This is a genomic window from Variovorax sp. GW821-FHT09D04 (genome assembly GCF_059416405.1).
Genome location: NZ_JBWKPA010000015.1, coordinates 41,182 through 67,789, shown reverse-complemented (window position 1 = coordinate 67,789; position 26,608 = coordinate 41,182). Strand labels below are relative to the sequence as shown.

The following is a 26,608-nucleotide window of genomic DNA, read 5'->3' as shown; positions in this document are numbered from 1 at the left end:
GCCTGCTTTTGCCACCTTTCGCAGCCCTACACTCGCCCCCGTGTCCCTGTTCAAATCCGCCTCCACCGTCTCCCTGCTGACCCTCGCTTCGCGGATCACGGGCCTCGTGCGCGACGTGCTGTTTGCCTCGGTGTTCGGCGTCAGCGCGCTCACCGACGCCTTCAACGTCGCCTTTCGCATCCCCAACCTGTTTCGCCGGGTGTTCGGCGAGGGCGCCTTCAGCCAGGCCTTCGTGCCGGTGCTGGCCGCGCGCAAGACCGAGGCGGGGCAGGAGGGCGCCCGGGAACTGGTCGACCACGTCGCCACGCTGCTGACCTGGGCGCTGGTGGTGCTGTGCGTGGCGGGCGTGGCCGGCGCGCCGCTGCTGGTCTGGGCCATGGCCAGCGGCCTGCAGGGCTTCGACGCCGCGGTGGTCATGACGCGCTGGATGTTCCCCTACATCGGCTTCATGTCGCTGGTGGCGCTGGCGGGCGGCATCCTCAACACCTGGCGCAAGTTCGCCGTGCCGGCGGCGTCGCCGGTGCTGCTCAACATCGCGCTGATCCTGTCGATCTCCATCGGCGCGCCGCTGTTTCGCCGCTATGGCATCGAGCCGATCTACGCCCAGTGCGTGGGCGTGATGGTCGGCGGCGTGCTGCAGCTGGCCCTGCAGATCCCGGCGCTGCGCGCGCTGGGGCTCATGCCGCGAATCGGCGCCAGCTTCAAGGCGCTGCGCGCCGCGTGGACCGACCCGACCACCCGCAAGGTCATGAAGCTCATGCTGCCGGCGCTGCTGGGCGTGAGCGTGGCGCAGATCTCGCTGCTCATCAACACGCAGATCGCCTCGCACCTGGCCACCGGCAGCGTGACCTGGGTCACCAACGCCGACCGGCTGATGGAATTCCCCACCGCCATGCTCGGCGTGGCGCTGGGCGTGGTGCTGATGCCGCAACTCGCGGGCGCCCGCGCCGCCAAGGACGACGCGCGCTATTCGTCGCTGCTCGACTGGGGCCTGCGCCTCGTGGTGCTGCTGGCGGCGCCGTGCGCGGTGGCGCTGCTGCTGTTCGCCAAGCCGCTGGTGGCCGTGCTGTTCCACAACGGTGCCTACACCGGCGAGGACGTGGGCCGCACCACCGTGGCGCTCATGGGCTACGGCGTGGGGCTGGTCGGCCTCGTGGCGGTGAAGGTGCTCGCGCCCGGCTACTACGCCAAACACGACACGCGCACGCCCATGCTGATCGCCGTCACCGTGCTGGTGCTCACGCAGGTGCTCAACTTCTTCCTGGTGCCGCTGCTGCAGCACGCGGCGCTGACGCTGACCATCGGCATCGGCGCGCTGGTCAACGCGCTGTGGCTGCTCATCGGCCTGGTCCGGCGCGGTAGCTACACCCCCGAGCCCGGCTGGGGCAAGTTCGCACTGCAGGTGCTGCTGGGCACCGTGGTGCTGGCGGCCCTGCTGGCCTGGGGCGCGCATTATTTCGACTGGGTCGGCCTGCGCGCGCAGCGCCTGCACCGCATCGGCCTGCTGGCCGCGCTCGTCGCCGGCGCCGCGCTGCTCTATTTCGCCGTGCTCACCGCCGCAGGCGTGCGCCTGCGCAGTTTCATGCGCCGCTGAAGCGCCGTTGGCGAGCCGGAAAACACTGCCTTGACGCTCCCCGCGGGCTCCTCTACAAAGCCATATGACGTTCAGCTACCAGGTTCCCACGGCACTGGAATATTTCGAGTCGCTGGTCGGCAGCGATGACCACTTTCCGCTGCTCGAAGCGGCCGCCAGCATCGCGCAGGACGAATACCCCGAACTCGACGTGCAGCAGGTGCTGGGCGACGTCGACCAGTTGCTCGCGCGCCTTAAGCGCCGCCTGCCGGCCGACGCCGCGCCGCTGGCCCGGCTGCGCGCGCTGAACCAGTTCTTCTTCAGCGACCTGAACTTCGGCGGCAACGTCAACGACTACTACGACCCCGACAACAGCTACCTGAACGCCGTGCTGCGCACCCGCCGCGGCATTCCGATCTCGCTGGCCGTGCTGTGGATGGAGCTGGCCCAGGGCCTGGGCCTGCAGACGCGCGGCATCAGCTTCCCGGGGCATTTCATGGTCAAGGTCACGCTGCCCAAGGGGCAGGTCGTGATCGATCCGTTCACCGGCAAGTCGCTCTCGCGCGAAGAGCTGGGCGAGCGGCTCGAACCCTACAAGCGCGGCAACGGACTGGTCGGCGAATTCGACGTGCCGCTGGGCCTGTACCTGCAGCCCGCGAGCCCGCGCGAGATCATCGCGCGCATGCTGCGCAACCTGAAGGAAGTGCACCACGCGCAGGAAGACTGGCCGCGCTACATCGCGGTGCAGAACCGCCTCATTGCCCTCTTGCCCACCGCCTGGGGCGAGCACCGCGACCGCGGCGTTGCGCATGCCGAGCAGGGCCATGCGGCGCTGGCCGTGCGCGACCTCGAAACCTACCTCGCCAACGCCGAAGACGCGCTCGACATCGACGCGATCGCCGAGCGCGTGGCGCTGCTGCGGCGCCTGGCCAACTGACCGCCCCAACGCCATGACCGACACCCGCACCGGCGTGAGCGCGGCGCCCGACCTGGGCACGCTGCACGAATTCCACGGCGTGCAGCCGGTGTTGCCGGTGTCCGACGTCTCGCGCGCCGCGCGCTGGTTTTCCGAGGTGCTGGGTTTCGAGATCGACTTCATCGCCGGCGAGCCGCCCAGCTACGCCCGCGTGATGAAGGGTGACCGCAGCTATGGCGACCCCGTGTACCTGCGCCTGTGGCAGTGCGGCAGCCGCGAGGCCCGGCCCTGGCGCGGCGAAATCGTGATCCACGTCGGCAAGGACATCGACGGCCTGCACGCGGCCTACGTGAAGCGCGGCGTGACCATCATCGAGCCGCCCACGTCCCAGCCCTGGGGCCTGCGCGAATTCGCGATCCGCGAACCCGATGGCCACGTGCTGCGGTTCTGCGGCTATCTCTGAAACACAAAATTACAAACAGATCGATGCGGCCGTGTCGATCCGTGGCCCGCTCGCGCGACGTGTGAACAGGAGCACGCAGATTCCGGCGTCTCCCGATCCCCACCCACTTTCAGGAGAAACGACATGCGATTCATGGTTCTGGTCAAAGCGAGCAAGGATTCCGAAGCCGGCGTGATGCCGAGCACCGAGCTCCTCACCGAGATGGGCCGGTTCAACGAGGAATTGGTCAAGGCCGGCGTGCTGCTGGCGGGCGAAGGGCTGCACCCCAGCTCCAAGGGCGCGCGCGTGCGCTGCGAAGGCAAGAAGCGCACCGTCATCGACGGCCCCTTCACCGAGACCAAGGAACTGCTGGCGGGCTTCTGGCTGCTGCAGGTCAAGTCGAAGGAAGAAGCCATCGAGTGGATCAAGCGCAGCCCGTTCCAGGAAGGCGAGATCGAGATCCGCCAGGTCTTCGAGGCCACCGATTTCGGCGAGGCCATGACGCCCGAGCTGCTGGCCCAGGAAGACCGCCTGCGCGCCGAGTCGGCTGCCAAGGCCGGCCGCTGAACTTCATCCATTCCTCGAAGGAGAAACGATCATGCGATTCATGCTGCTGATGATTCCCCACGGCTACGAAAGCGCGGCGCCCGGCACCGTGCCAGACGACGTCGAACGCGTGGGGTCGATGATGGCCTTCAACGAGTCCCTGCAGAAGGCCGGCGTGCTGATCGGCTGCGAGGGCCTGCACCCGCCGTCGATGGGCGCGCGCGTGAGCTTTCCGGGCGGCAAGCCGAAGGTGGTCGACGGTCCCTTCGCCGAGGCCAAGGAAGTGCTGGGCGGCTACTGGCTGATCGATGTTGCTTCGCGCGCCGAGGCCATCGAATGGGCGAGCCGCTGCCCGGGCAGCGAAGACGAGGTCATCGAGATCCGCCAGGTACAGGAGATGGAGGACTTCTCGCCCGAGGTGCAGGACGTGGCGAGCGAGTTCACGTCGATGCAGCAGACCCTGAAGAAGTAAGCCGACCCTAGTCGTCCCGCACCAGCCGGATGCCCACCAGCGTGTAGCGCGTGTCCGGCGCATTCCAGTTGCGGTACGACGAGCGGGCATAGAAAGCCCAGGTGTGCCAGGAGCCGCCGCGGCGCACGCGCACGGTGCCCGTGGCGGGGCCTTGGGGGTCGTCGACCGGTGAGCGCGCGTAGTATTCGTCGCCATGCCAGTCGGCCACCCACTCCCACGCATTGCCGTGCATGTCGTAGAGGCCCCAGGCGTTCGGCGCGAAGCTGCCGACCGGGGCGGTGAAGGCAAAACCGTCGTCGCCCGCGAGCGCCATCGCGCGCCAGCGCGGCCAATGGGCGGCGCTGCGCGTGTCGAACACATTGGCGCCGCGCAGCAGCGTGGCCGGATCGTTCCCCGTGCTGTAGCGCGTGCGCGTGCCGGCGCGGCAGGCGTACTCCCACTCGGCCTCGGTCGGCAGGCGGTAGCGCCGGCCCTCCGTCTTGCTCAGCCAGGCGGCCAGCGCCTGCGCGTCGTTCCAGCTCACGTTGACGACCGGGTGGTCGTCGCCCTGGGCGAAGCCCGGGTTGCGCCACGAGTAGCGCGGGTCGCGGCCTTCGAAGGCGTCGCCACGCCGCGTGGTGGCGGGGTCGTAGTCGGCGCGCCAGCCGTAGCCGCCGGTGCCGTCGGCCACCGATTCGGGCACATGGCCCGAGGCCTCGAGAAAGCGCCGGAACTGGCCCACCGTCACCTCGTGCTGCCCCATCCAGAACGCCCGCGTGATGCGCACCTTGTGCACCGGCCCTTCGTCGGCCAGCTGGGTGAAGCGTTCCTTGGGCAGCTGGGGGTAGTCGCGTGCCAGCGTCTCGGGCGGCTCGTCGCTGCCCATGAGGAATTCGCCGGCCGGCAATCGCACGAAGGCCATGCCCAGGCTGTTGCGTTCCACGGCAAGGTCGTCCGCCCGCACGCCGCCGCAGGCGAGGCCGAACGCGAAACCCAGGCTCCACAAGACGAGGCGTGGTGTCATGGCCGCATGCTATCCGGACCGCCGCGCCGCAGCGAGGCCGCATGAGCAGCGGACCAGACACCGCCGCCATCCACCGCGCCATCGAGGCGGTCTGGCGCATCGAGTCCGCGAAGATCATCGCCGCGCTCGCGCGCAAGGTGCGCGACGTGGGCCTGGCCGAAGAGCTGGCGCAGGACGCGCTGGTGGCCGCGCTCGAGCAGTGGCCCGTCGACGGCGTGCCCGACAACCCCGCCGCCTGGCTCACGCAGGTGGCCAAGCACCGCGCCCTCGACCGCCTGCGCCACGTGCAGCTGGCCGAGCGCAAGGCGCCCGAGATCGGCCGCGAGCTCGACGCGCTCCACGCCATGGCGCAGGCCGATTTCGCGCAGGCGGTGGATGCGGCGCTCGACGACGACATCGGCGACGACCTGCTGCGCCTGGTGTTCACCGCCTGCCATCCGGTGCTCTCGACCGAGGCGCGCGTGGCGCTCACGCTGCGGCTGATGGGCGGCCTCACGACCGACGAGATCGCGCGGGCCTTTCTCGTGCCCGAGGCCACCGTGGCGCAGCGCATCGTGCGTGCCAAGCGCACGCTGGCCGAGGCGCGCGTGCCCTTCGAGGTGCCGCGCCGCCACGAACTCGAAGCCCGGCTGGCCTCGGTGCTCGAGGTGCTCTACCTGATCTTCAACGAAGGCTACTCGGCCACCGCCGGCGACGACTGGATGCGCCCCGCGCTGTGCGACGAGGCCCTGCGCCTGGGCCGCATCGTGGCCGAGCTGGTGCCCGGCGAAGCCGAGGTGCACGGGCTGGTCGCGCTGATGGAAATCCAGGCCTCGCGCACCGCCGCGCGCGTGGGGGCCTCGGGCGAGCCGGTGCTGCTGCTCGACCAGAACCGCGCACGTTGGGACCCGATGCTGATCCGCCGCGGCCTGGCGGCGCTGGCGCGCGCCGAAGCGCTGGGCGGCGCGCTCGGCCCCTACGCGCTGCAGGCCGCCATCGCCGCCTGCCACGGCCGTGCGCGCACCGCGGGCGAGACCGACTGGGCCCGCATCGCGGCGCTGTACGACGCGCTGGCCGCGCTGTCGCCGTCGCCCATCGTCGAGCTGAACCGTGCGGTCGCGCTGTCGATGGCCTTCGGGCCGGCGGCCGGGCTGGAGGTGGTCGATGCGCTGCAGGACGAGCCCGCGCTGAAGGGCTACCACCTGCTGCCGACCGTGCGCGGCGACCTGCTCTTCAAGCTGGGCCGCCACGACGAGGCGCGCCGGGAGTTCCAGCGCGCCGCCTCGCTCACGCGCAACACGCGCGAGCAGGCGCTGCTGCGGGCGCGCGCCGAGGCCTGTGGCGACAAGCCTTAGCGGGCGGGCGCGGACGTGCCCGCGGAGGGCGAGCCCGGCAACCCGAACTGGTGCCACGCGCGGCGCAGCTGCGTGTCCGAGCCGAAGCCCGACAGCTCGGCCGCCCGCGTCACGCTGGCGCCCGAGGCCAGCGCCAGTTGCGCGGCCGCCAGCCGCAGCCGGCGCAGATAGGCCAGCGGCGCCACGCCCGCATGCTCGACGAACAGCCGCGTCAGGTGCCGCGCCGAGGTGTGGGCGACCTCGGCCATGCGCGGCACGCTCCAGTCGGCCTGCGGTTGTTCGCTGACCGCGTCCTGCACCCGGTGCAGCGCCGCGTGCAGGTGGTTGCGGTAGGCGAGAAAGGGCGACAGCTCCGGGTCGTGCGGGCCGCGCCGCAGCGCGACCACCATCGTCTGCGCGACCTGGGCCGCCAGCGCCTCGCCGCAGGTGTCGGCGATGCGGTGCAGCATCAGGTCGATGCCCGTCGTGACGCCCGCGCTGCTGTAGACCGGCGGGTCGATCACGAACACCCGGTTGCTCACCACCTCGCAGCGCGGCTCCACGGAGCGCAGCTCGTCCAGGTGATGGTGGTGCGTGGTGACGCGCCGGCCCGCGAGCGCGCCCGCGTGCGCCGCGAGCAGGGCGCCCGCGCAGACCGTGACCAGCTCGACGCCGCCGCGCGTGAAGCGCTGGCCGCGCAGCCAGTGCAGCAGGTCCTGCGCCTCGGGTGTGTCGGTCGCGATGGTGTCGCCCGGCAGGCCGACCAGCACCACCCAGCCCGGGCCGTCCCACTGCGTCGGCAATGGCGACAGCCCCGACAGCGCGACGCCGACCGAGCCCATAACGGTCGGCCGCGGCCCCGCGAATTCGATGACGAAGCGCTCGGGCTGGCCCGCCGCGCGCAGCCGCTGGTTGGCGATGCGCAGCGCCTCGGCCGGCCCGGCCCAGTCGAGCACCAGGCTGTCGGGCAGGAGCACGAAGACTACGCGGACAGGGGCTCGTTGCGGGTCCATGCGTAGTCCATCTGGCGCGCGGTGCGCTCGGCCAGGTCGCGCCCGGCCAGGCGCTCGACCAGGTGCAGGCTCATGTCGATGCCCGCGCTGATGCCGGCCGAGCTGACGATGCGGCCGGTGTCGACCCAGCGCACGCCGTCGCGCACGTCGAGTTGCGGGAATTGGGCGCGCAGGTCGGCGAGGTCTTCCCAGTGCGTGGTGACCGCTTCGCGCGTCACGACGCCGCTTTGCGCGAGCAGGAAGACGCCGGTGCAGACCGAGGCGACGAGCTGCGCGCCAGCCGCGCACCGGGCGATCCAGCGCAGGGTGTCAGGGCTCGCCATCGGCGCATCGACCACGCCGCCGGGGACGACCAGCACGTCGGCGGTGGCGGCATCGGCCAGCGTGTGGTCGGCGAGCAGCCGCAGGCCGGCCCGCGCCTGCACCGGTTCCCCGGCGCGGGTGTGGGCGACCGAGGCGACCTCGAACGGCGCGGACGCACCCGGCTGCAGGCGCTGGTGGACGCGGCCGGCGGTGGTGAAGACCTCGAAGGGGCCGGCGAAATCGAGCGCCTCGACGCCGTCGTAGGCCAGGATGCGCACGCGCAGCGGGGTCATTGAAATACCACCGTGCTTCGCACTTCGGTGCGAGCTTGCTTGGGGCGGCCCGGCGCGGCGCTCATGCGGCTGCGCCTTTCGTGGCGCGCTCAAGTGCCTGCGCCACGCTGCAGACCGTGGCGAAACGCCCGTCCAGCACGGTCGCCGTGCGCGCCTTGATGTCGGCGGCCGACAGCGGCCGGCCGTCAGGCTGCACCATGTCGAAGGTGAGGGTGGCGTCGGTCACGTAGTCGACCTCCCAGCCCAGGTCCGAGGCGTGGCGCGTGGTGGTTTCGCAGCACTGCTCGGTGCGGATGCCGCTCACGATCAGGCGGCGGATGCCGTGCTGCGTGAGCCACACATCGAGCCCGCTGTTGACCAGCGCGCTGTGGCGGTGCTTGGTGAAGGTGGCGGCCGCCTCGAAGGGCGCAAGGCCCTCGATCGGGCGCACATGGCCCGATTCGAGCGCGAAGGGGTTGGCCGGCGATGGCGGCGCATCGACGTGGAAGACGCGCACCACCGGCAGTCCGGCCGCCACGGCACCGGCGATCAGCGCGTTCTGGGCCTTGAGGTAGGGCGCGAGCAGGGCGGCGTTCCAGTAGGGGCGGTGGCGGAACGATTCCTGGGCGTCGATCACAATCAGACAGGTGGTCATGGCGGTGGCGGGCAAGGCAAAGTGGATGATGCCGCCTATTCTTGGACGCCGCCAGCGCTTCGTCCGCGCCGAAGCGGACCGGAACCGATCAGATCAGGACATTGCCCGGTCGCTAGACCAGGCCGCCCGCGTGCAGTTCTTTTTTCAGGTACGCGTAGTACAGCGGCGCCGCCACCAGTCCGGCCGGGCCGAACACCGCTTCGGCCACGAACATCACCGACAGCAGCTCCCACACGCGCATCTGCGTGCGTGCACCGACCACCTTGGCGTTGATCACGTACTCGGCCTTGTGGATCAGGATCAGGAAGGCCAGGCAGGCCGCGGCCGTGACTGGCGACACCGACAGCGCCACCAGCGTGATCACCGAGTTGCAGACCAGGTTGCCCACGATCGGCACCAGCCCGGCCACGAAGGTCAGCGTGATCAGCGCGGGCGTGTAGGGCAGCTCGAGGCCCCACAGCGGCATCAGGAACAGCAGGAAGATCGCGGTCAGCAGCGTGTTGAAGGCGGCGATCCAGAACTGTGCCGCGACGATCTGGCCGAAGGCCTCGCCGAAGGTGGTGATGCGCAGGAACATCTGCTGCGCCAGCGGCCGGCGCTGGGCTGGCGCCGGCGCCACGGCGGCCAGCGCGCCGATGATCAGGCCCACGTAGGCGAACAGCAGCCCGCCCAGCCAGGCGCGCCCGGCCATGGCGAGCGAGCCGGCCTGCGTGCGCAGGTAGTTGGCGACGATGCGCTGCACCTCGGCCGCGCCCTCGGGCAGGTAGACGGCGATGTCGGGTGGCAGCTTGGAGCGCAGCTCGAGCACCGTGCGGGCCGTGTAGTCGAGCAGTTCGCGGTACTGGTCGGGCGCATCGAGCACGTACTCGCGCGCCTGCGAGAACCCCAGCGTGACCAGGCCGATCGGGCCCAGCAGCACCAGCGTGACCGCCACCACCCGGGCCAGGCTGCCGGCGGCGGAACGCAGGGGCTTCAGGCGCGACAGCCAGCCGCCCAGCAGACGGGCGAACCAGCGTGCGACCAGGAAGCCGATGCATACGCACAGCAGCCCTGGCAGCAGGTGCTGCCACATCACGAGCATCAGCCCCGCGAGCATCAGCAGGTAGCTGGCCAGTACCACGTGGCGGGAGGCGGCGGCCGGGGGCGGGGCGGCGAGGGTGGCGTCGGGCAGCGGCGTGGCCATCCGGGGAACGGGGCGTGCGGTGAGAAAAAGAAAAAAGAACGGGCGCGCGATCAGGCGACGACCACGGCCGCGCCGTCGCCGCGCTCGGCGATCACGCCGATCTCGTGCACCGATTCACCGGCGGCGCGCAGCGTGGCGGCGCAGGCGGCGGCTTCGGCCGCATCGATCACCACGACCATGCCGATGCCGTTGTTGAAGGTGCGGTTCATCTCGATGTCGTCGATGCCGGCCACCTTCTGCAGCCAGGCGAACAGCTCGGTCTGCGGCCAGCTGCCCTTCTTCAGGTGAGCGGCGGTGCCTTCGGGCAGCACGCGCGGGATGTTCTCGAGCAGGCCGCCACCGGTGATGTGGGCCAGCGCCTTGATCGGGTGCTTGCCCAGCGCCTCGAGCACGGGCTTGACGTACAGGTGGGTGGGCTCCATCACGGCCTCGCGGAAGGGCTTGCCGTCGAGGGTGGCGGGCAGGTCGGCGCCGGCGCGCTCGATCACCTTGCGCACGAGGCTGAAACCGTTGGAGTGCACGCCGGCCGAGGCCAGGCCCAGCACCACGTCGCCGGACTTGACGTTCTGGCCCGTGAGGATCTTCGACTTTTCGACCGCGCCGACCGCAAAGCCGGCCAGGTCGTATTCGCCGGCCGGGTACATGCCGGGCATTTCGGCGGTTTCGCCGCCGATGAGGGCGCAACCCGAGAGTTCGCAGCCGCGGGCGATGCCGCCGACGACGGCCGCGGCCGTGTCCACGTCGAGCTTGCCGCAGGCGAAGTAATCCAGGAAGAACAGGGGTTCGGCGCCCTGCACCAGCACGTCGTTGACGCTCATGGCCACGAGGTCGATGCCGACCGTGTCGTGCATGTTCCATTCGAAGGCCAGCTTGAGCTTGGTGCCCACGCCGTCGGTGCCGCTCACCAGCACGGGTTCCTTGTAGCGCTTGGGCACTTCGAACAGCGCGCCGAAGCCGCCGATGCCGGCCAGCACGCCTTCGCGCATGGTTTTCTTCGCCAGCGGCTTGATGCGGTCGACCAGGGCGTCGCCTGCGTCGATATCGACACCGGCGTCCTTGTAGCTGAGCGGGGTGGGCGTGGAGGAGGTCATGGCGGGCGGTGTCGAGATGAAGGAGCGAAAAGGTTCGCGAAGCAGCGAGGAAGGGCGGGCAGGGGAGGCGCCGGCGACCGAGGCGGCCGGGCCGATAGAATTCCTCACGATTTTAAGGGCCCTCCGGGCCCCCTCCATGAACCTTCCCGGGATGAAACAGCTCGCGCTCGATATCGGCATTGCGACGGGCCCCAGCTTCGACGCTTTTTTTGCCGGCCCCAACGAGGCGGCGCTGCGACACCTGCAAGTGTGGGTCGGCGGCGCCGATGGCAGCCCCGCGCTGCACTCGCCGGTGCCGACCTACCTCTGGGGCGACAGCGGCAGTGGCAAGACCCACCTGCTCGAATCCGTGCGTGTCGCACTGGCCGAGCAGGGCGCCAGCGTGGGCTGGCTGCACGCCGGCCTGCTGGAGCCGCCCGAGTTCGACGAGCGCTGGGGCGCCGTCCTGCTCGACGACGTCCACCTCTACACCGCGGTGCAGCAGCACGCGGCCTTCAACTGGTTCGTCAATGCCCAGACCCTGCAGCGCGGCGTGGTCGCCGCCGGCGCCTTGCCGCCGGCCGACCTGCCGCTGCGCGAAGACCTGCGCACCCGCCTCGGCTGGGGCCATGTGTTCCACCTGCAGGTGCTGAGCGAAAGCGAACGCCGCGCGGTGCTGCGCCAGGCGGCCGACGCGCGCGGCGTGATGCTGTCCGACGACGTGCTCGACTTCATGCTGCACCGCTTCAGCCGCGACCTGGGCAGCCTGATGGAGCTGCTGTCGCAGCTCGACGGCTACGCCCTGCAGACCCAACGCGCGATCACCATTCCGCTGATCCGCTCCATGCTCGAAAACGAATAGACAGATAAGAAGAAGCGCCTGCTCCTCCTCGAAAAACAACCAATGATCAAGAAATTCATCGACAAGCTGCTCGGCAAGTCCGCCGGCGGCACGCAGGGCAAGAGCCGCTTCGGCAAGCGCCAGGAGGTGCCGGCAGAGGTTCACAAGATCGATCCCGCCCTGGTCGACGAACGCGCGAAGAACGTGGTCACCACGCTCCAGCAGGCCGGCTACGAGGCCTATGTGGTGGGCGGCGCGGTGCGCGACCTGCTGCTGGGCCTGCGGCCGAAAGATTTCGACGTGGCCACCAACGCCACGCCCGAGCAGGTCAAGTCGCTGTTCCGCCGCGCCTTCATCATCGGTCGGCGTTTTCGCATCGTGCACGTGGTGTACGGCCGGGGCCGCGAGCACGAGGTGATCGAGGTCTCGACCTTCCGCGCCTACATGGACAGCGCCGCCGCCGAGCAGGTGGCCGGCAACGAGCGCACCAGCAAGGGCGAACTGGCGAGCATGAAGCACGCCGTGGACGCCAGCGGCCGGGTGCTGCGCGACAACGTCTGGGGCCCGCAGGAAGAAGACGCGGCGCGCCGCGACTTCACCGTCAACGCCATGTACTACGACCCGGCCAACCAGGTCGTGGTCGACTATCACAACGGCATCAAGGACGCCCAGAAGCTCACGCTGCGCATGATCGGCGACCCGGTCACGCGCTACCGCGAAGACCCGGTGCGCATCATTCGCGCGATCCGCTTCTCGGCCAAGCTCGCAGCGCTCGGTTTCAAGATGGAAGCCAAGACCGCCGCGCCGCTCATCGAGTCGAGCAAGCTGCTGGCCGACGTGCCGCAAAGCCGCATGTTCGACGAGATGCTCAAGCTGCTGCAGACCGGCCACGCCATCGCGACGGTGGAGCAGCTGCGCAAGCTGGGGCTCGCCACCGGCATCTACCCGTTGCTCGACGTGGTGGTGGAGCGCGCCGACCAGCCCTTCGTGAAGGCCGCCCTGCAGGACACCGACCGCCGCGTCGGCGAAGGCAAGCCCGTGGCGCCCAGCTTCCTCCTGGCCTGCGTGCTGTGGGCCGACGTGCGCGATGGCTGGGCCCAGCGCCAGGAAGGCCGCCACGGCCAGCGCCCGCAGCCGCCGTTCCCGGCGCTGCAGGACGCCATCGACGACGTGTTCAATTCGCGCATCGGCGACGTGTCGGGCCGCGGCAAGCTGGCCGCCGACATGCGCGAGATCTGGATGATGCAGCCGCGCTTCGACAAGCGCACCGGCTCCACGCCGTACAGCCTGGTCGAGCAGGCGCGCTTCCGCGCCGCCTTCGACTTCATGCGCCTGCGCGCCGACGTGGGCGAAGTCGGCGAGGCCATCGCCGAGTGGTGGCAGGAGTTCAGCACTGCCGACGACCTGCGTCGCCAGGACTTGCTCGAACAGGTGCGCGAAGAACAGAAGGTGCGCCAGCGCGTGCGCCTGCGCGATCCAGCCGCTGCGCCCAAGCCGCGCAGCGAGCAGCCGGCGCGCCAGAAGCAGGCCGCCGCCGGGTCGGACGACGCAGACGGCCCCGACATCGAGGCCGATGCCGTGCCGCCGGACGGCGAAGCCGCCGCGCCGCGCAAGCGCAAGCGCCGGCGCAAGCCACGCCCCGTGGGCGGCGGTAGCGGTGGTGGCGGCAGCGAGGGCGGCGGGAGCGCCGCAGGCGAATGAGCGCGCCCGACCGGCCGAAGGACGGCAAGAAGAGCGCCCCGGCTGCCAAGGCAGCCAAGGGGGGCAAGCCCGCGCCGCGCGCCGCAGGCAAGCCGCCATCGGCCGGCAGCAAGAGCGGCCCGCCCGCACGCCGCGCGCCTTCGCGTCCACGCGGTCCGCGCGAGGACTACCCGACCGTGCAGGCCTTCGTCGCCATTGGCGCCAACCTGGGCGATGCCGAGGCGACTGTGAAGGAGGCCATGGCCGCCATCGGCGCGCTGCAGCGCACCCAGGTCACGGCCCGCTCGTCGCTGTACCGCAGTGCACCGGTCGATGCCGAAGGCCCCGACTTCATCAATGCCGTGGTGGCCGTGCGCACCGGGCTCGACGCGGAGCAGCTGCTCATCGCGCTGCAGCGCCTGGAGACGCTGGCCGGCCGCGAGCGGCCCTTTCCCAATGCGCCGCGCACGCTCGATCTCGACCTGCTGATGCACGGCAATTCGGTGATCGAAAGCCCCACGCTGACCTTGCCGCACCCGCGCATGCGCGAGCGCGCCTTCGTGCTCAAGCCGCTGGCCGAGATCGCACCCGACAAGGTGCCGCGCGCCGCGCTGGCACGCGTGACCGGCCAGGTCATCCAGAAAATCCGCTGACTCTCGGGGCTGCCGGCATGCGGCTGTCCCTGCCCGATCTCGCCGGCGTTGCCGCGTGCGTGCGGCTGGTCGTGGCACTGCGGCTGTCGGCCTGAGCGAGCCTGTCGCGCCGGAGCCCGAAGGTCGGCCCGACCGGTCGTTCCGGTCGCGCCCGTTAAACTCGGGAAGTTTTCACGAAGGCGTCATGAAATTGTGATTGGCGCGTCCCAGGAGTTTTTTCCATGTTCGGCAAGCTGCTGCCCCGAGAGGGCAATTTTTTTGAAATGTTCAACCAGCATGCCGAGCGCATCGTGGAGGCGGCGCGTGCGTTCGAGCAGCTCGTCACCCACTATGCGGACGTGCACCTGCGCGAACAGTACAACCGCGACGTCGACAACGCCGAGCGCGCCGCGGACCGCGTGACGCACGACGTCAACCGCCTGATCCACAAGACCTTCATCACGCCCATCGACCGCGAGCAGATCCACAAGCTCATCAACACGATGGACGACGTGGCCGACCTGATCCAGGATTCGGCTGAGACCATGGCGCTGTACGACGTGCGCCACATGACCGACGAGATCGTGCGCCTCACGGCCCTGAGCGTGAAGTGCTGCGACCGCCTCAAGGACGCCGTGAAGTACCTCGGCAAGATCGCCGACCCGGCCGTGGCCGAGGCCACGCTCAAGACCTGCGAGGAAATCGACCGCCTCGAATCCGACGCCGACCGCGTGATGCGCAGCGCCATGAGCAAGCTGTTCCGCGAGGAGCCGGACGTGCGCGAGGTCATCAAGCTCAAGGCGATCTACGAGCTGCTCGAGACGATCACCGACAAGTGCGAGGACGTGGCCAACGTGATCGAGGGCATCGTCCTCGAGAATTCCTGAAAACGGGTAGCAACCGATGACAACGGTGCAGGTCGCCCTCTGGGTGGTGGTGGTGCTGGTCGCGCTCGCGATCCTGTTCGACTTCATGAACGGCTTCCACGATGCCGCCAATTCGATCGCGACGGTGGTGTCCACCGGCGTGCTCAAGCCGGGGCAGGCCGTGGTGTTCGCGGCTTTCTTCAACCTGATCGCGATCTTCGTCTTCCACCTGAGCGTGGCGGCGACCGTGGGCAAGGGCATCGCCCAGCCCGGCGTGGTCGACGTGCACGTGGTGTTCGGGGCGCTCATCGGCGCCATCAGCTGGAACCTCGTCACCTGGTACTACGGCATCCCGAGCAGCTCGTCGCACGCGCTGATCGGCGGCATCGTGGGCGCCGTGATCGCCAAGACCGGCACCAGCGGCCTCGTGGCCTCCGGCATCTGGAAGACCGTGGCCTTCATCTTCGTGTCGCCGCTGCTGGGCTTCCTGCTGGGCTCGCTGATGATGATCGTGGTGGCCTGGGGCTTCCGACGTGCCACGCCCTCTCGGGTGGACCGGTGGTTCCGGCGATTGCAGCTGGTCTCGGCCGGTGCCTACAGCCTGGGCCACGGCGGCAACGACGCGCAGAAGACCATCGGCATCATCTGGATGCTGCTGATCGCCACCGGCTACGCCTCGGCCAGCGACGCGGTGCCGCCGACCTGGGTCATCGTGAGCTGCTACGCCGCCATTGCGCTGGGCACCATGTTCGGCGGCTGGCGCATCGTGAAGACCATGGGCCAGAAGATCACCAAGCTCAAGCCCGTGGGCGGCTTCTGCGCCGAGACCGGCGGGGCGCTGACCCTGTTCCTGGCCACCGCGCTGGGCATTCCGGTGTCGACCACTCACACCATCACGGGCGCCATCGTCGGCGTCGGTGCCACGCAGCGCGCCAGCGCGGTGCGCTGGGGCGTGGCGGGGAACATCGTCTGGGCCTGGGTCCTGACCATTCCCGCCTCGGCTTTCGTTGCGGCGATGGCTTACTGGTTCAGCTGGCAGATCTTCTGAAGCGCTGAAGCGTCGACGCCTCGTTCGCAGAGGTCGCCGCGCCTGATCCGGCTACTGTGAGATTTTTCGGCCTTCTTCGATCTGGTGCTCGAAGTAGTGCTGGAAGCTGTACACGATGCTCGCCATCAGGATCGAGCTGCCGAAGAACAAAGACGCGACCACGGCGCCGATCGTGAGCCAGTTGGTCTGGCCCGGCGCGGCGTCGGGCGCTGCGCCGGCGTTGAAGCGGGCATTCCATTTCTCGGGCGTCATCAGGCCGTAGATGATCGCCATCAATGCGCAGCCCGCGATCGTGAAGCCGAGCAGCGGGATCAGCGCCCAGCTCACGCCGTCGTCCACGCCGTACATGCGCAGGCGCTCGATGCCGTAGATGCCCAGCGCCGTGGGAATGGGCAGCAGCCAGCCGAGCCAGTCGCCCATGCCGCGCAGGTAGAAGCGGTGCAGGCCCAGCGGGCCCCCGAGGAAGGAGAGCCAGGCGGCCACGGTCTTGCTTTTCATCTTTTTCATCATTCGGGTTTGGTGCGGCTGCCTTCGCCGAGTATTTTTTCCATCAGGACCACGTCGCGCCAGGCGTCGAACTTCCAGCCGCAGTCTTTCAGCACGCCCACGTGCGTGAAGCCCTGGCTGCGGTGCACGCCGACCGAGCCGGCGTTGGCCGAGTCGCCGATCACCGCGATCAGCTTGCGCACGCCGACCGCTTCGGCCGCCTGCGAAAGCGCCGCCAGCAGCTGTGCGCCCACGCCCTTGCCGCGCGCGGCCTCGGACATGTAGATCGAGTCTTCGGCCGAAAACCGGTAGGCCGGGCGAGGCTTGAACCAGTTGCAGTAGGCAAAACCCAACACTTCGCCGTTTTCTTCGGCGACGAGGTAGGGCAGGTTCTTGTCCAGCACGTCGGCGCGCCGGGCGGCCATGTCGGCCTCGGACGGGGGCTCGGTTTCGAAGGTACCGGTGCCGTGCAGCACGTGGTGGGCATAGATGGCCGTGATGGCTGCGATGTCTTCGTCGCGGCTGGGGCGGAGGGTGAGGGTCATGCGGGTGGGGCAGGCGGCGCGGGGCCGGAATTCGGAGAAAAACCCGGGTCGGGCTATAATCGTGGGCTTTTCAGCGTGCGCTGGCCGGGTGGCCATGTCGCGTGTCTCGACGCTGGAAGAACATCGTGAGCGGGCCTCTTTCTATTTGAACTGGCTCGCTGACCACCCAAGGATAAATCATGGTCGTCATTCGACTCTCCCGCGGCGGCTCCAAAGGCCGTCCGTTCTTCAACATCGTCGTGTCGGACAAGCGCGTTCGCCGCGATGGCCGCTTCATCGAGCGCCTGGGTTTCTACAACCCGACCGCCAAGGAAAACGAAGAAAGCATCCGCATCGCCCAGGACCGCCTCGCGTACTGGAAGAGCGTCGGTGCCCAGGCTTCGCCCACGGTGCTGCGCCTGATCAAGCAAGCCGCTGCCGCGGCCCCCAAGGCGGCCGCCTAAGCCGCCCGCACGGCGATGCTGCCCACACTCGAAGCCGCCGAACTGCCGGCGGATGCGATCGAGGTCGGACGCATCGCCGATGCCTGGGGTATCAAGGGCTGGTTCAAGGTCCTGCCCCACAGCGCCCAGCCCGAGGCGCTTTTTTCTTCCAAGCGCTGGTTCCTGCAGGCTCCCGGAGCCTCCACGCCCGCCGCTTTCCGGCTCGCGGTCCGCGAAGCCAAAGAACATTCCGACTGCATCGTCGCCTCGTCCGAGGACGTGCCTGACCGCAATGCGGCCGAGGCGCTGCGCGGCGCGCGCGTGTTCGTGCCGCGCTCGAGCTTCCCGACCGCCGGCGACGACGAGTACTACTGGGTCGACCTGATCGGCCTGTCGGTCGTCAACCGCGAAGGCGTCGTGCTCGGCACGGTGCGCGAACTGCTCGCCACCGGCCCGCAGACCACGCTGGTGCTGACGGCCGAAGAAGACGGCAAGACCATCGAGCGCATGGTGCCGTTCGTCTCGGTCTTCGTCGACAAGGTCGACCTGCCCGGCCGCCTCATCACGGTCGACTGGCAACCCGATTTCTGACCCGGGCCGCGCGCGCATGCGCTTCGACGTCCTCACGCTTTTTCCCGAACTGTTCGCGCCCTTCATGGCCAGCGGCGTGACGCGTCGCGCCTACGAATCGAAGCAGGTCGAGGTCGTGCTGTGGAATCCGCGCGATTTCGCCCAGGGCAACTACAAGCGCGTGGACGACCGGCCGTTCGGCGGCGGACCCGGCATGGTGATGATGGCCGAGCCCCTGGCGGCCTGCCTCGATGCCGCGCTGGCGGCCCGCGGCGCACCGGCACCGGTGGTGCTGTTCTCGCCCATCGGCGAGGCGCTGCGCCACGAGGCCGTCGAGCGCTGGTCGGCGAGCGAAGGTGCGGTGCTGGTCTGCGGACGCTACGAAGGCATCGACCAGCGCTTCATCGATGCGCGTGTCACCCACCAGGTCAGCCTCGGCGACTTCGTGCTGTCGGGCGGCGAGATCGCGGCCATGGCGCTGCTCGACGCCGTGGCCCGCCTGCAGCCCGGCGTGCTGGGCGACGAGGCCAGCCATGTGCAGGACAGCTTCAACCCGGCGCTCGACGGCCTGCTCGACTGCCCGCACTACACACGGCCCGAGCAGTGGAACGGGCAGGGCGTTCCGGCGCCGCTGCTCTCGGGCCACCATGCGCAGATCGAGCGCTGGCGGCGCGACCAGCGCCTGGCCATCACGGCCGCGCGGCGCCCCGAGCTGATCGATGCCGCACGGGCGGCAGGCAAGCTCAACAAGGCCGATGAGGCCGCGCTGAAAAAAAAGCTATAATCCGCGGTTCCCCGATCCTCTGTCCGGCCGCGCCCGGTTTGTTGGTGGTTCTTCCGCCAAAGCCCACGGCGCCTTTAGTGCAGCCCGAAACGATCGATATCCAGGAAATCATGAACCTCATCCAGACCCTCGAGCAGGAAGAAATTTCCCGTCTCGGCAAGACCATCCCCGATTTCATGCCCGGTGACACGGTCATCGTCAGCGTGAACGTCGTCGAAGGCAGCCGCAAGCGCGTGCAGGCCTACGAAGGCGTCGTGATCGCCAAGCGCAACCGTGGCCTCAACAGCGGCTTCACCGTGCGCAAGATCTCCAGCGGCGAAGGCGTGGAACGTACGTTCCAGACCTACAGCCCGCTAATCGCCGGCATCGAAGTCAAGCGCCGCGGCGACGTGCGCCGTGCCAAGCTGTACTACCTGCGCGAGCGCAGCGGTCGTTCGGCACGCATCAAGGAAAAGCTGCCGGGCAAGTCGCAGAAGGCTGCGTCGGCCGCTTAATCAGCCGCCGTCCTTTCTGCTCAAAAAGCCGCCGCTCTGGCGGCTTTTTGCGTTGGCGCCGCGCTTCAAGACAGTTTTCCATTTTTACGCTCTACTCCTTTCATTCCGCCACAGGCCGCATCCTCTCTTGACCTCCTCCACTTCCGCCCCCACGTCCTCCGCCGTCGTCGAACCCGTCAATGCCGTGGTGCCGCCCGCGTTGCTGCAGATCGACCCGCGCCAGGCGCCCTTCGTGGACGGAAGCGATGGTCTGCCGGCGGTGGCGCCGACGCAGCTGACGGCAATGGCCCTGCGTGCGCGCTTTGCCTCGCCGCCGGTCTGGACGCCCGAGCTTCGCCGCGAGCCCCGCATGACCGACCGCGTGCCGGCCCAGGCCGCCGTGCTGGTACCGATCGTGCAGCGACCGCAAGGCGCGACGGTGCTGCTCACCGAGCGCACCACGCACCTGTCGACCCATTCGGGGCAGGTGGCCTTTCCCGGCGGGCGCGTCGACCCCGAGGACGCCAACATCCAGGCCGCCGCCCTGCGCGAAGCCTGGGAAGAGGTGGGCCTGTCGGCGCAGTTCATCGAGGTGCTCGGCACCTTGCCGACCTACACGACGGTCACCTCGTTCGTCGTGACCCCGGTGGTCGCGCTGGTGCAGCCCGACTTCGTGCTCGACATCAATCCGTTCGAGGTGGCCGAGGCCTTCGAGGTGCCGCTGGCCTGGCTGATGGACCCGGCCAACCACCGCCGCCACGCGGTCAGCGCCACCGATGGGGTCCGGCGCGAGTGGTACTCGATGCCGTACGTCGACGGGCTGCACGAGCGCTTCGTCTGGGGCGCCACCGCAGGCATGCTGCGCAACCTCTACCGCTTCCTCGCCGCCTGAGCCTGATCGGGCGCCACCTGGGACGAAAACCTTCAGGTGCTCTCGCTATCATCGAAGGATGAGCTTCTTTGCCATCCTGTGCGCGTTGCTGATCGAGCAGGTGCGGCCGCTGGGCCCGCACAACCCCGTGTACGGCGGCGTCCTGGCGTGGACGCGCTGGACCAGCCGCAACTTCGATGCGGGCAAGCCGCACCACGGATGGATCGCCTGGGGGCTCGCGGTGTTCGTGCCCACGCTGCTGTCGCTGGGCGTGCACTGGCTGCTGGTGCTCACGCTGGGCCTGCCGTTCGCCGTGCTGTGGAGCGTCGCGGTGCTCTACATGACGCTGGGCTTTCGCCAGTTCAGCCACCATTTCACCGACATCCGCGATGCGCTCGACGAGGGCGACGAGCCGCTCGCGCGCTCGCTGCTGGCGCACTGGCAGGGCGTCGATGCCGCCGAGCTGCCGCGCAGCGAAATCGTGCGCCATGTGATCGAGCATTCGGTCATTGCGGCGCACCGGCACGTGTTCGGCGTGCTGGCCTGGTTCTCGGTGCTTGCCGCCCTCGGCCTGGGGCCGGCGGGCGCGGTGTTCTATCGCATGAGCGAGTTCGTCGCGCGCTACTGGGCCCACAAGAACGGCGCGCCCGTGCAGCCTTCGAGCGTGGCGGTGCAGGACGCCGCCGAGCGCGCCTGGCATGCCGTCGACTGGCTGCCCGCGCGCATCACGGCGCTCGGCTTCGCCGTGGTCGGCAGCTTCGAGGAGGCCATCGACTGCTGGCGCAACGACGCGCGGCGCTTCCCCAACGAGAACGACGGCGTGATCCTCGCGGCCACGTCCGGCGCGGTGAACGTGCGCCTGGGCGGCGGCTCGCTGAGCCCGATCCCGGTGGCCGATCCGCTGCCGCGCGCGCAGGCCGGCGAGTCGCCAAGCGTCGGCCGGCGCCTGGACAGCGGCAGCACGCCGGGTCGCGAGCCCGAGCCCGGCCACCTTCGCAGCGTGGTCGGCCTGGTCTGGCGATCGGTCGTGATGTGGATGGTGCTGCTGGCCTTGCTCACGCTCGCGCGCTTGCTCGGCTGACCCCATGACCACCCCGTCCGCACCGGCCTTCTGGAGCCCGCGCATCGGCGCGCTCGAGCCCTACGTGCCCGGCGAGCAGCCGCGCATCGCCAACCTCGTCAAGCTCAACACCAACGAGAACCCGTACCCGCCGTCGCCGGACGCCATCGCGGCGATCCAGCGCGCGGCGGCCGACGGGCTGGAACGCTACCCCGACCCCACGTCGCTCGTGCTGCGTGAAGCCGTGGCACGCCGCCACGGCCTGCAGGTCGGCGAAGTGTTCGCGGGCAACGGCTCGGACGAGGTGCTCGCGCACGCGTTCTTCGCCTTCTTCCAGCAGGCGCAGCCGCTGCTGATGCCCGATGTGAGCTACAGCTTCTACAAGGTCTATGCCCAGCTCTATGGCATCGCCTGCGAGCAGCTGCCGGTCGATGAGGGCCTGCGCATCGACATCGATGCGTTCGCGGCGCGTGCCCGTCAGGGCTGCGGCGGCATCGTCATCGCCAACCCGAACGCGCCGACCGGCATCGGCCAGCCGCTGGCGCGCATCGAGCAGCTGCTTGCGGCATGCCCCGATCGCGTCGTGCTGGTCGACGAGGCGTATGTCGATTTCGGCGGCGAGAGTGCGCTGCCGCTGATCAGTCGGTATCCGAACCTGCTCGTGGTGCAGACGCTGTCCAAGTCGCGCTCGCTGGCCGGCCTGCGTGTCGGTTTCGCCTGCGGGCAGGCGCACCTCATCGACGCGCTGGTGCGGGTCAAGGACAGCTTCAATTCGTACCCGATCGACCGGCTGGCCTCGGCCGGTGCCGTGGCCTCGCTCGACGACGAGGCGTGGTTCCGCAAGACACGCGACCAGGTCGTCGACACGCGCGAAGGCCTGACTCTGCAGCTCGAGGACCTGGGCTTCGAGGTGCTGCCGTCGCAGGCCAACTTCGTGTTCGCGCGCCACCCGCAGCGCGATGCGGCCGAGCTGGCCGCCTTGCTGCGCGAGCGTGCGGTGCTGGTGCGGCATTTCAGGCAGCCACGCATCGCGCAGTACCTGCGCATCAGCATCGGCACGCGGGACCAGTGCAGCGTGCTCGTGCAGTGCCTGCAGGACATCCTGGCCTGACATCCCGAGGCAAGTCCATGTCGACCCTTCACGCCGATCCGCGCGCCGTTGCCTGCGCATCGTTCTGGCAAGCCTTGAGCGACAAGCTCGAGGGCCTGCATGCCTTGTCGGGCCCCGCGCTGGTGGAGGCGCTGAACGCGCTGCTGCAGCCCTTCTTTCCGAACCTGGCCGCCGAAGTGCTGGGCGACCCGCCGGCTTTCACGCTCGTGCTGACAGCGCACGGCGCCGAAGACGATTTTGAGGACCTCATGGCGCTGGTGCGCAGCGCGCCCGCGTTGCCCCAGGTCGAGGTGCAGGCCTTCCGGCAGCGCATGCGCGAAGGTTTCAGCATGCGCATGAACGACTTCGAACTGGCCTGCGCGGACGTTCTCGTGAAGCACGAGCCCTACAGGGGGCGGGTGGCGCTGGAGATCGGCTTTGCCAAGCCCATTCCGATGGACATGCAGGATCACGCGCGTCACATGAGCCTGATCATGCTCGACCACATCCTGGGCGAGTACGACTTCGCGGTGAAGGTCGGGCCGGTCGATCATGTCGAGGCCGATGCGCAAGCGGATTTCGATGGCGTGCCGCTCGATGACTTCGTGCCTCTGTTCGACGCATGCTGGCGCGAGGACCTGGGCCACACCGGCGTGTTTCCCGCGGGCGAGCACGGCTGGTCCGGCCTGACGGCCACGCGCACCGCCGAGGACGGCAGCGAGGTCGAGGCGGTCGTGATGCGAAACGACGCCGCGAACGCACTGCTCGGGCGTGCCGACCTGGGCCATCGGCTCTCGGCTGCCATCCCCGTCGAATCGGGCGAGGAACTGGACGAGGCCCGTGCTTACGAAGACCGGCTGACCGCGCTGCTGCAGACGCACGGTGAAGGCTGCTGCACGCACATCGTGCTGGAAGAGGGTGTTCGCACCGTGCACTTCCATGTGGCCGATCCGCAGGCGGCCATCGCGCATGCGCAATCGGTTCAGGAAGCGCTGGAGTTGCCGGTGGCGCTGGACCTTGCCTTCGATCCGACCTGGAAGTCGTACCGCACCTGGCTGGCCTGAGCGCGACCAGCCCCTCGGTGCTGCATCAGTAGCGCGTCTGGCTCAGTTCGGCGAACAGCTCGCCGTAGATCTTGTAGCGCGAGGCGCTGATCGGTCCGGGTTGCGTCGCCGTTTCGACGTTCGAGATCACGCCGCAGCCGGGCTCGTGCAGGTGGGTGCAGTTGTAGAACTTGCAATCGCCCGTGTGCTCGGCGATGTCGGGCATGAGGCCGGCGAGCTGCATCGGCTCGATGTGGTTCAGGCCGAATTCCTGGAAGCCCGGCGAGTCGATGAGGCCGGTGGTGCGGGCCTCGTCGATCCAGTACCAGGTGGTGCTGGTGGTCGTGTGCTTGCCCGAATTGAGGGCCTGCGAAATCTCTTGCGTCAGCACGCTCGCGCCGGGCACCAGCAGGTTGGTGAGCGTGCTCTTGCCCGAGCCGGACGGGCCGAGCACCAGCGTCGACTTGCCCGCCAGCAGTTTCATCAACGACGCGTAGTCGGTCTCGCCCGAGGCCTTGAGCGACAGCGGCAGCACGCCGTGGTGCATGCGGCGGTAGGGCGCCAGCTTGGCCCAGGCGCGCGCAAAGGGCTCGACGAGGTCGCTCTTGTTGAGCGCGATGATGGGCGTGATGCGCTCGGCCTCGGCCGCGATCAGTGCGCGCGCCAGCTGGTGTTCGGAAAACTCCGGCTCGGCCGCGATCAGGATCAGCACATGGTCGAGGTTGGCCGCGAACGACTTGGTGCGGATCTCGTCCTGTCGGTAGAAGAGGTTGCGCCGCGGCAGCACCTCTTCGATGGTGCCTTCGTCTTCGGTGGCCTGCCAGCGCACGCGGTCGCCGACCACGGCCTGGCTCTTCTTGCCGCGCGGGTGGCAGATCAGCCGCTCGCCGGTGGGCGTTTCGACGAGGCAGTGACGCCCGTGGCTGGCGACGACGAGGCCGTCGTGGTGCGCCTTCCCCGTGTTGTGCGCAGCGGGGGTGAAGGCGGCGCGGCCCGGCTTAGCCACAGGCGCGTGTCCTCATGCGGCGGGGCTCGCAACCAGCGCGTCGGCCTGCCGAGCGCAATCGAAATCGGTGATCGAGAGGCCGTTCACGTCGTGCGTATTGAAGCGCACCACGCACCGGTTGTAGTGCACCGACAGGTCGGGGTGGTGGTCCTGCGTGTGGGCCACCATCGCCAGCGCATTCACGAAGGCGATGGTCTCGAAGTAGTTCGCGAAGGTGAAGGTCTTCTCGATGGCGACATCGGCGCCGTCGCCGGTGAGCTTCCAGCCGTCGAGCTGGGCCAGGCCCGAGACGATCTCGGTGGCGCTCAGGGCCTTGCGGGGCGGGAGGTTTTTCCAGTCCTTGGGTTTGAACATGCTGCTCATGAGGGGCTTCGCTGAAAAGGTGGGTCGAGGGTCACGCCGCGGCCATGCGCGCAAGGCGCTCGGAGGCGGGCGGGTGGGAGTAGTAGAACTTGACGAACACCGGGTCGGGCGTGAGCGTCGAAGCGTTGTCCTGGTAGAGCTTGAGCAGGGCGGCCGACAGGTCGGCGCCGCTGGTCTGCGCCACGGCGTAGGCATCGGCCTCGAACTCGTGCTTGCGCGACAGGCGCGCCGGCAGCGGGGCGACGAAGAAGCTGAACACCGGCACGGCCAGCATGAACAGCAGCAGCGCCAGCGCGTTGTTGGGCGCGGCCGGCGACAGGTTGGGCTGCACGCCCAGGCCGGCGTAGAACCAGACCTGCGTCGAGACCCAGCCCAGGAGCGCGAAACCGGCCAGGCTCAGCGCGAACATCGCGACCAGCCGCTTCACGATGTGGCGGTGCTTGAAGTGGCCGAGCTCGTGCGCGAGCACGGCCTCGACTTCGCCGGCGTTGAGCTGGCGCAGCAGCGTGTCGTAGAACACCACGCGCTTGCTGGCGCCGAAGCCGGTGAAGTAGGCATTGGCGTGCGCGCTGCGCGTGCTGCCGTCCATCACGAACAGGCCCTTGGCCGCGAAGCCGCAGCGCTTCATGAGCGCCGTGACGCGCGCCTTGAGCGTGGGGTCGTCCAGCGGCTTGAACTTGTTGAACAGCGGGGCGATGAAGGTCGGATAGATCAGCATCAGCAGCAGGTTGAAGCCCATCCACGCACCCCAGGCCCAGAGCCACCAGAGCGTGCCGGCTGCACCCATGAGCCACAGGATGAGCGCCGCGATCGGCAGCCCGATCAGCGCGCCGAGCAGCGTCGACTTGACGGCGTCGGTGAGCCAGAGCTTCCAGGTCATCTTGTTGAAGCCGAAGCGCTCCTCGAGCCGGAAGGTCTGCCACAGCGTGAACGGCAGCTCCAGCAGGCCGCCGATCACGGCAAAGGCCGCCAGCAGCGCCAGTTGCTGCACCATGCCGCCGCCCAGCCACACCAGCAACAGCTTGTTCAGCAGGTCGAGCCCGCCGAGCAGCGTCCAGCCCAGCAGCAGGGCGGCGCCCCAGGCCATTTCGACGAGCCCGAAGCGCGCCTTGGCGATCGTGTAGTCGGCGGCCTTCTGGTGGGCGGCCAGCGTGATCGTGCTGGCGAAGGCGGCCGGCACGGCGCCGCGGTGGCGCGCCACGTGGCGCACCTGGCGGGTGGCCAGCCAGAACTTCACGAGCAGGCCCGCCACGAGCGCCGCCGCGAAGGCAAGGGTGAAGATGAGCGAATAAGACATCATGAAGCGGCGAGTTTAGTCCCCGGTATATCGGGGTGCAGGCCTTCGACGACAATCCTGCGATGCCCGAATCCCTTGACCCGACGCCCCCCGCAACCGTCCCCACCCTGAAGAAAAGCGACCAGAACCTGGTCTGGCTCGACTGCGAAATGAGCGGCCTCGACCCCGAGAAAGAGCGCCTGCTCGAGATCGCCGTGGTCGTCACCGGCCCCGACCTCACGCCCCGCATCGACGGCCCCGTGCTCGTCATCCACCAGAGCGACGCCGTGCTCGACGCCATGGACGCCTGGAACAAGGGCACCCACGGCCGCAGCGGCCTGATCGACAAGGTCAAGGCCTCCACGCTGGACGAAGCCGCGGCCGAGCAGCAGCTGCTCGAATTCATCGCCAAGTACATCCCCAGGAGCGGCTCGCCGATGTGCGGCAACACCATCGGGCAGGACCGGCGCTTCCTGGTCAAGTTCATGCCCAAGCTCGAGGCGTACTTCCACTACCGCAACCTCGACGTCAGCACCCTCAAGGAGCTGGCCAAGCGCTGGAAGCCTGCGGCCTACACCGCCTTCAAGAAGCAGCAGGCGCACACCGCGCTGGCCGACGTGCACGAGTCCATCGAGGAGCTGGCGCACTACCGGGAAACCTTCCTGCGCTTGGTGGATTGACAACAATTAGGTAAAAACCCGAAGCCGTGCCATAATCGCAGGCTTCGCTGATTTGAACGCGTCTTTGGACACAGATCAGCGTCTCTCGCATCTCCCTATCTTGCACACCGC

General features: G+C 69.0%; 31 protein-coding genes and 1 pseudogene. 21 read left to right on the top strand and 11 right to left on the bottom strand.

What is annotated here, in order from left to right; translation table 11 throughout:
- Nucleotides 1-40: 40 nt before the first annotated feature.
- The 5 genes from murJ to AC07O4_RS29690 all read left to right on the top strand — a co-directional run bounded on the left by murJ (nt 41) and on the right by AC07O4_RS29690 (nt 3,949).
- Nucleotides 41-1,594, top strand: a complete 1,554-nt coding sequence (gene murJ, locus AC07O4_RS29710) for a murein biosynthesis integral membrane protein MurJ (RefSeq protein ID WP_495306392.1) — start codon at nt 41-43, stop codon at nt 1,592-1,594.
- A 64-nt stretch (nt 1,595-1,658) separates the two neighbouring features.
- Nucleotides 1,659-2,510, top strand: a complete 852-nt coding sequence (locus AC07O4_RS29705; RefSeq protein WP_062477211.1) for a SirB1 family protein — start codon at nt 1,659-1,661, stop codon at nt 2,508-2,510.
- A gap of 13 nt (nt 2,511-2,523) precedes the next feature.
- A complete protein-coding gene (locus AC07O4_RS29700; RefSeq protein ID WP_056571928.1) occupies nt 2,524-2,952 on the top strand; it encodes a bleomycin resistance protein in 429 nt (142 codons plus the stop codon).
- 123 nt (nt 2,953-3,075) lie between these two features.
- Nucleotides 3,076-3,498, top strand: coding sequence for a YciI family protein (locus tag AC07O4_RS29695; protein ID WP_062477217.1), 423 nt, complete (start codon nt 3,076-3,078; stop codon nt 3,496-3,498).
- Between the two features lie 31 nt (nt 3,499-3,529).
- Complete coding sequence (locus AC07O4_RS29690) at nt 3,530-3,949, top strand: YciI family protein (RefSeq protein ID WP_159275680.1); 420 nt, start codon at nt 3,530-3,532, stop codon at nt 3,947-3,949.
- 7 nt (nt 3,950-3,956) lie between these two features.
- On the opposite strand, the gene AC07O4_RS29685 is transcribed toward AC07O4_RS29690, so the two are convergent.
- Nucleotides 3,957-4,850, bottom strand: a complete 894-nt coding sequence (locus AC07O4_RS29685; protein WP_495306406.1) for a formylglycine-generating enzyme family protein — start codon at nt 4,848-4,850, stop codon at nt 3,957-3,959.
- Nucleotides 4,851-4,993: 143 nt separating this feature from the next.
- Between AC07O4_RS29685 and AC07O4_RS29680 the strand changes: the two genes are divergently transcribed.
- Nucleotides 4,994-6,286 (top strand): RNA polymerase sigma factor, encoded by a 1,293-nt coding sequence (locus AC07O4_RS29680; RefSeq protein WP_495306391.1) that lies wholly within the window; start codon nt 4,994-4,996, stop codon nt 6,284-6,286.
- Here the strand turns inward: AC07O4_RS29680 and AC07O4_RS29675 are convergent.
- The 5 genes from AC07O4_RS29675 to purM form a co-directional block, all read right to left on the bottom strand.
- Nucleotides 6,283-7,278 carry a GlxA family transcriptional regulator gene (locus tag AC07O4_RS29675; RefSeq protein WP_495306390.1) on the bottom strand — a complete coding sequence of 332 codons (996 nt, stop codon included), beginning with the start codon at nt 7,276-7,278 and terminating at the stop codon, nt 6,283-6,285. The two genes, AC07O4_RS29680 and AC07O4_RS29675, sit on opposite strands and share 4 nt — an antisense overlap.
- Nucleotides 7,248-7,874, bottom strand: a complete 627-nt coding sequence (locus AC07O4_RS29670; RefSeq protein ID WP_495306389.1) for a DJ-1/PfpI family protein — start codon at nt 7,872-7,874, stop codon at nt 7,248-7,250. Before AC07O4_RS29670 ends, AC07O4_RS29675 begins: the two co-directional genes overlap by 31 nt.
- 61 nt (nt 7,875-7,935) lie before the next feature.
- The gene (locus tag AC07O4_RS29665) at nt 7,936-8,508 is read right to left on the bottom strand and encodes an isochorismatase family protein (RefSeq protein WP_495306388.1); all 573 of its coding nucleotides are present in this window, start codon (nt 8,506-8,508) and stop codon (nt 7,936-7,938) included.
- 112 nt (nt 8,509-8,620) lie between these two features.
- On the bottom strand, nt 8,621-9,691 hold the full coding sequence (locus tag AC07O4_RS29660) for an AI-2E family transporter (RefSeq protein ID WP_095950558.1): 1,071 nt from the start codon (nt 9,689-9,691) through the stop codon (nt 8,621-8,623).
- A gap of 50 nt (nt 9,692-9,741) precedes the next feature.
- Nucleotides 9,742-10,782 (bottom strand): phosphoribosylformylglycinamidine cyclo-ligase, encoded by a 1,041-nt coding sequence (gene purM / locus AC07O4_RS29655; protein ID WP_495306387.1) that lies wholly within the window; start codon nt 10,780-10,782, stop codon nt 9,742-9,744.
- A 23-nt stretch (nt 10,783-10,805) separates the two neighbouring features.
- On the opposite strand from purM, the pseudogene AC07O4_RS29650 reads away from it, so the two are divergent.
- From AC07O4_RS29650 to AC07O4_RS29625, 6 genes and pseudogenes are all read left to right on the top strand, one after another.
- Nucleotides 10,806-10,880, top strand: a pseudogene (locus tag AC07O4_RS29650) (KGG domain-containing protein); the annotation flags it as partial.
- 53 nt (nt 10,881-10,933) lie between these two features.
- Entirely contained in the window at nt 10,934-11,623 is a 690-nt protein-coding gene (hda, locus tag AC07O4_RS29645) for a DnaA regulatory inactivator Hda (protein WP_056571899.1), read from the top strand.
- A 42-nt stretch (nt 11,624-11,665) separates the two neighbouring features.
- Nucleotides 11,666-13,303, top strand: a complete 1,638-nt coding sequence (gene pcnB, locus AC07O4_RS29640; RefSeq protein WP_495306386.1) for a polynucleotide adenylyltransferase PcnB — start codon at nt 11,666-11,668, stop codon at nt 13,301-13,303.
- Nucleotides 13,300-13,935: a 2-amino-4-hydroxy-6-hydroxymethyldihydropteridine diphosphokinase gene (gene folK, locus AC07O4_RS29635; RefSeq protein WP_495306385.1), complete on the top strand. Its 636-nt coding sequence runs from the start codon at nt 13,300-13,302 to the stop codon at nt 13,933-13,935. Before pcnB ends, folK begins: the two co-directional genes overlap by 4 nt.
- Before the next feature lie 221 nt (nt 13,936-14,156).
- Nucleotides 14,157-14,801 (top strand): DUF47 domain-containing protein, encoded by a 645-nt coding sequence (locus AC07O4_RS29630; protein ID WP_056571891.1) that lies wholly within the window; start codon nt 14,157-14,159, stop codon nt 14,799-14,801.
- A 16-nt stretch (nt 14,802-14,817) separates the two neighbouring features.
- Nucleotides 14,818-15,828 (top strand): inorganic phosphate transporter, encoded by a 1,011-nt coding sequence (locus tag AC07O4_RS29625; protein WP_062475084.1) that lies wholly within the window; start codon nt 14,818-14,820, stop codon nt 15,826-15,828.
- A 51-nt stretch (nt 15,829-15,879) separates the two neighbouring features.
- Here the strand turns inward: AC07O4_RS29625 and AC07O4_RS29620 are convergent, their stop codons facing one another.
- The gene (locus tag AC07O4_RS29620; RefSeq protein WP_070062592.1) at nt 15,880-16,326 is read right to left on the bottom strand and encodes a TM2 domain-containing protein; all 447 of its coding nucleotides are present in this window, start codon (nt 16,324-16,326) and stop codon (nt 15,880-15,882) included.
- Nucleotides 16,327-16,334: 8 nt separating this feature from the next.
- Nucleotides 16,335-16,859, bottom strand: coding sequence for a GNAT family N-acetyltransferase (locus AC07O4_RS29615; RefSeq protein WP_495306384.1), 525 nt, complete (start codon nt 16,857-16,859; stop codon nt 16,335-16,337).
- 179 nt (nt 16,860-17,038) lie between these two features.
- Between AC07O4_RS29615 and rpsP the strand changes: the two genes are divergently transcribed.
- From rpsP to AC07O4_RS29575, 8 genes are all read left to right on the top strand, one after another.
- Nucleotides 17,039-17,302, top strand: coding sequence for a 30S ribosomal protein S16 (gene rpsP / locus AC07O4_RS29610; protein ID WP_007831311.1), 264 nt, complete (start codon nt 17,039-17,041; stop codon nt 17,300-17,302).
- Between the two features lie 15 nt (nt 17,303-17,317).
- A complete protein-coding gene (gene rimM, locus AC07O4_RS29605; protein ID WP_062475078.1) occupies nt 17,318-17,872 on the top strand; it encodes a ribosome maturation factor RimM in 555 nt (184 codons plus the stop codon).
- A 16-nt stretch (nt 17,873-17,888) separates the two neighbouring features.
- Nucleotides 17,889-18,635 (top strand): tRNA (guanosine(37)-N1)-methyltransferase TrmD, encoded by a 747-nt coding sequence (gene trmD, locus AC07O4_RS29600; protein WP_139701983.1) that lies wholly within the window; start codon nt 17,889-17,891, stop codon nt 18,633-18,635.
- A gap of 110 nt (nt 18,636-18,745) precedes the next feature.
- Nucleotides 18,746-19,129, top strand: a complete 384-nt coding sequence (gene rplS, locus AC07O4_RS29595; RefSeq protein ID WP_056572437.1) for a 50S ribosomal protein L19 — start codon at nt 18,746-18,748, stop codon at nt 19,127-19,129.
- Nucleotides 19,130-19,256: 127 nt separating this feature from the next.
- Nucleotides 19,257-20,000 (top strand): CoA pyrophosphatase, encoded by a 744-nt coding sequence (locus tag AC07O4_RS29590; RefSeq protein WP_495306383.1) that lies wholly within the window; start codon nt 19,257-19,259, stop codon nt 19,998-20,000.
- A 58-nt stretch (nt 20,001-20,058) separates the two neighbouring features.
- Nucleotides 20,059-21,060: a CobD/CbiB family protein gene (locus AC07O4_RS29585; protein WP_062475069.1), complete on the top strand. Its 1,002-nt coding sequence runs from the start codon at nt 20,059-20,061 to the stop codon at nt 21,058-21,060.
- 4 nt (nt 21,061-21,064) lie between these two features.
- Complete coding sequence (gene hisC, locus AC07O4_RS29580) at nt 21,065-22,150, top strand: histidinol-phosphate transaminase (protein ID WP_495306382.1); 1,086 nt, start codon at nt 21,065-21,067, stop codon at nt 22,148-22,150.
- 17 nt (nt 22,151-22,167) lie between these two features.
- Nucleotides 22,168-23,193, top strand: coding sequence for a hypothetical protein (locus AC07O4_RS29575; RefSeq protein ID WP_495306381.1), 1,026 nt, complete (start codon nt 22,168-22,170; stop codon nt 23,191-23,193).
- Nucleotides 23,194-23,218: 25 nt separating this feature from the next.
- On the opposite strand, the gene rsgA is transcribed toward AC07O4_RS29575, so the two are convergent.
- From rsgA to AC07O4_RS29560, 3 genes are read right to left on the bottom strand one after another with little or no spacing between them, the layout of a single operon-like run.
- Entirely contained in the window at nt 23,219-24,178 is a 960-nt protein-coding gene (gene rsgA, locus AC07O4_RS29570) for a ribosome small subunit-dependent GTPase A (protein ID WP_159273252.1), read from the bottom strand.
- 12 nt (nt 24,179-24,190) lie between these two features.
- The gene (locus AC07O4_RS29565; protein WP_095746391.1) at nt 24,191-24,541 is read right to left on the bottom strand and encodes a 4a-hydroxytetrahydrobiopterin dehydratase; all 351 of its coding nucleotides are present in this window, start codon (nt 24,539-24,541) and stop codon (nt 24,191-24,193) included.
- Nucleotides 24,542-24,572: 31 nt separating this feature from the next.
- Complete coding sequence (locus AC07O4_RS29560; RefSeq protein ID WP_307637561.1) at nt 24,573-25,838, bottom strand: M48 family metallopeptidase; 1,266 nt, start codon at nt 25,836-25,838, stop codon at nt 24,573-24,575.
- A 62-nt stretch (nt 25,839-25,900) separates the two neighbouring features.
- Between AC07O4_RS29560 and orn the strand changes: the two genes are divergently transcribed.
- The gene (gene orn / locus AC07O4_RS29555; protein ID WP_307637407.1) at nt 25,901-26,497 is read left to right on the top strand and encodes an oligoribonuclease; all 597 of its coding nucleotides are present in this window, start codon (nt 25,901-25,903) and stop codon (nt 26,495-26,497) included.
- Nucleotides 26,498-26,608: the final 111 nt, after the last annotated feature.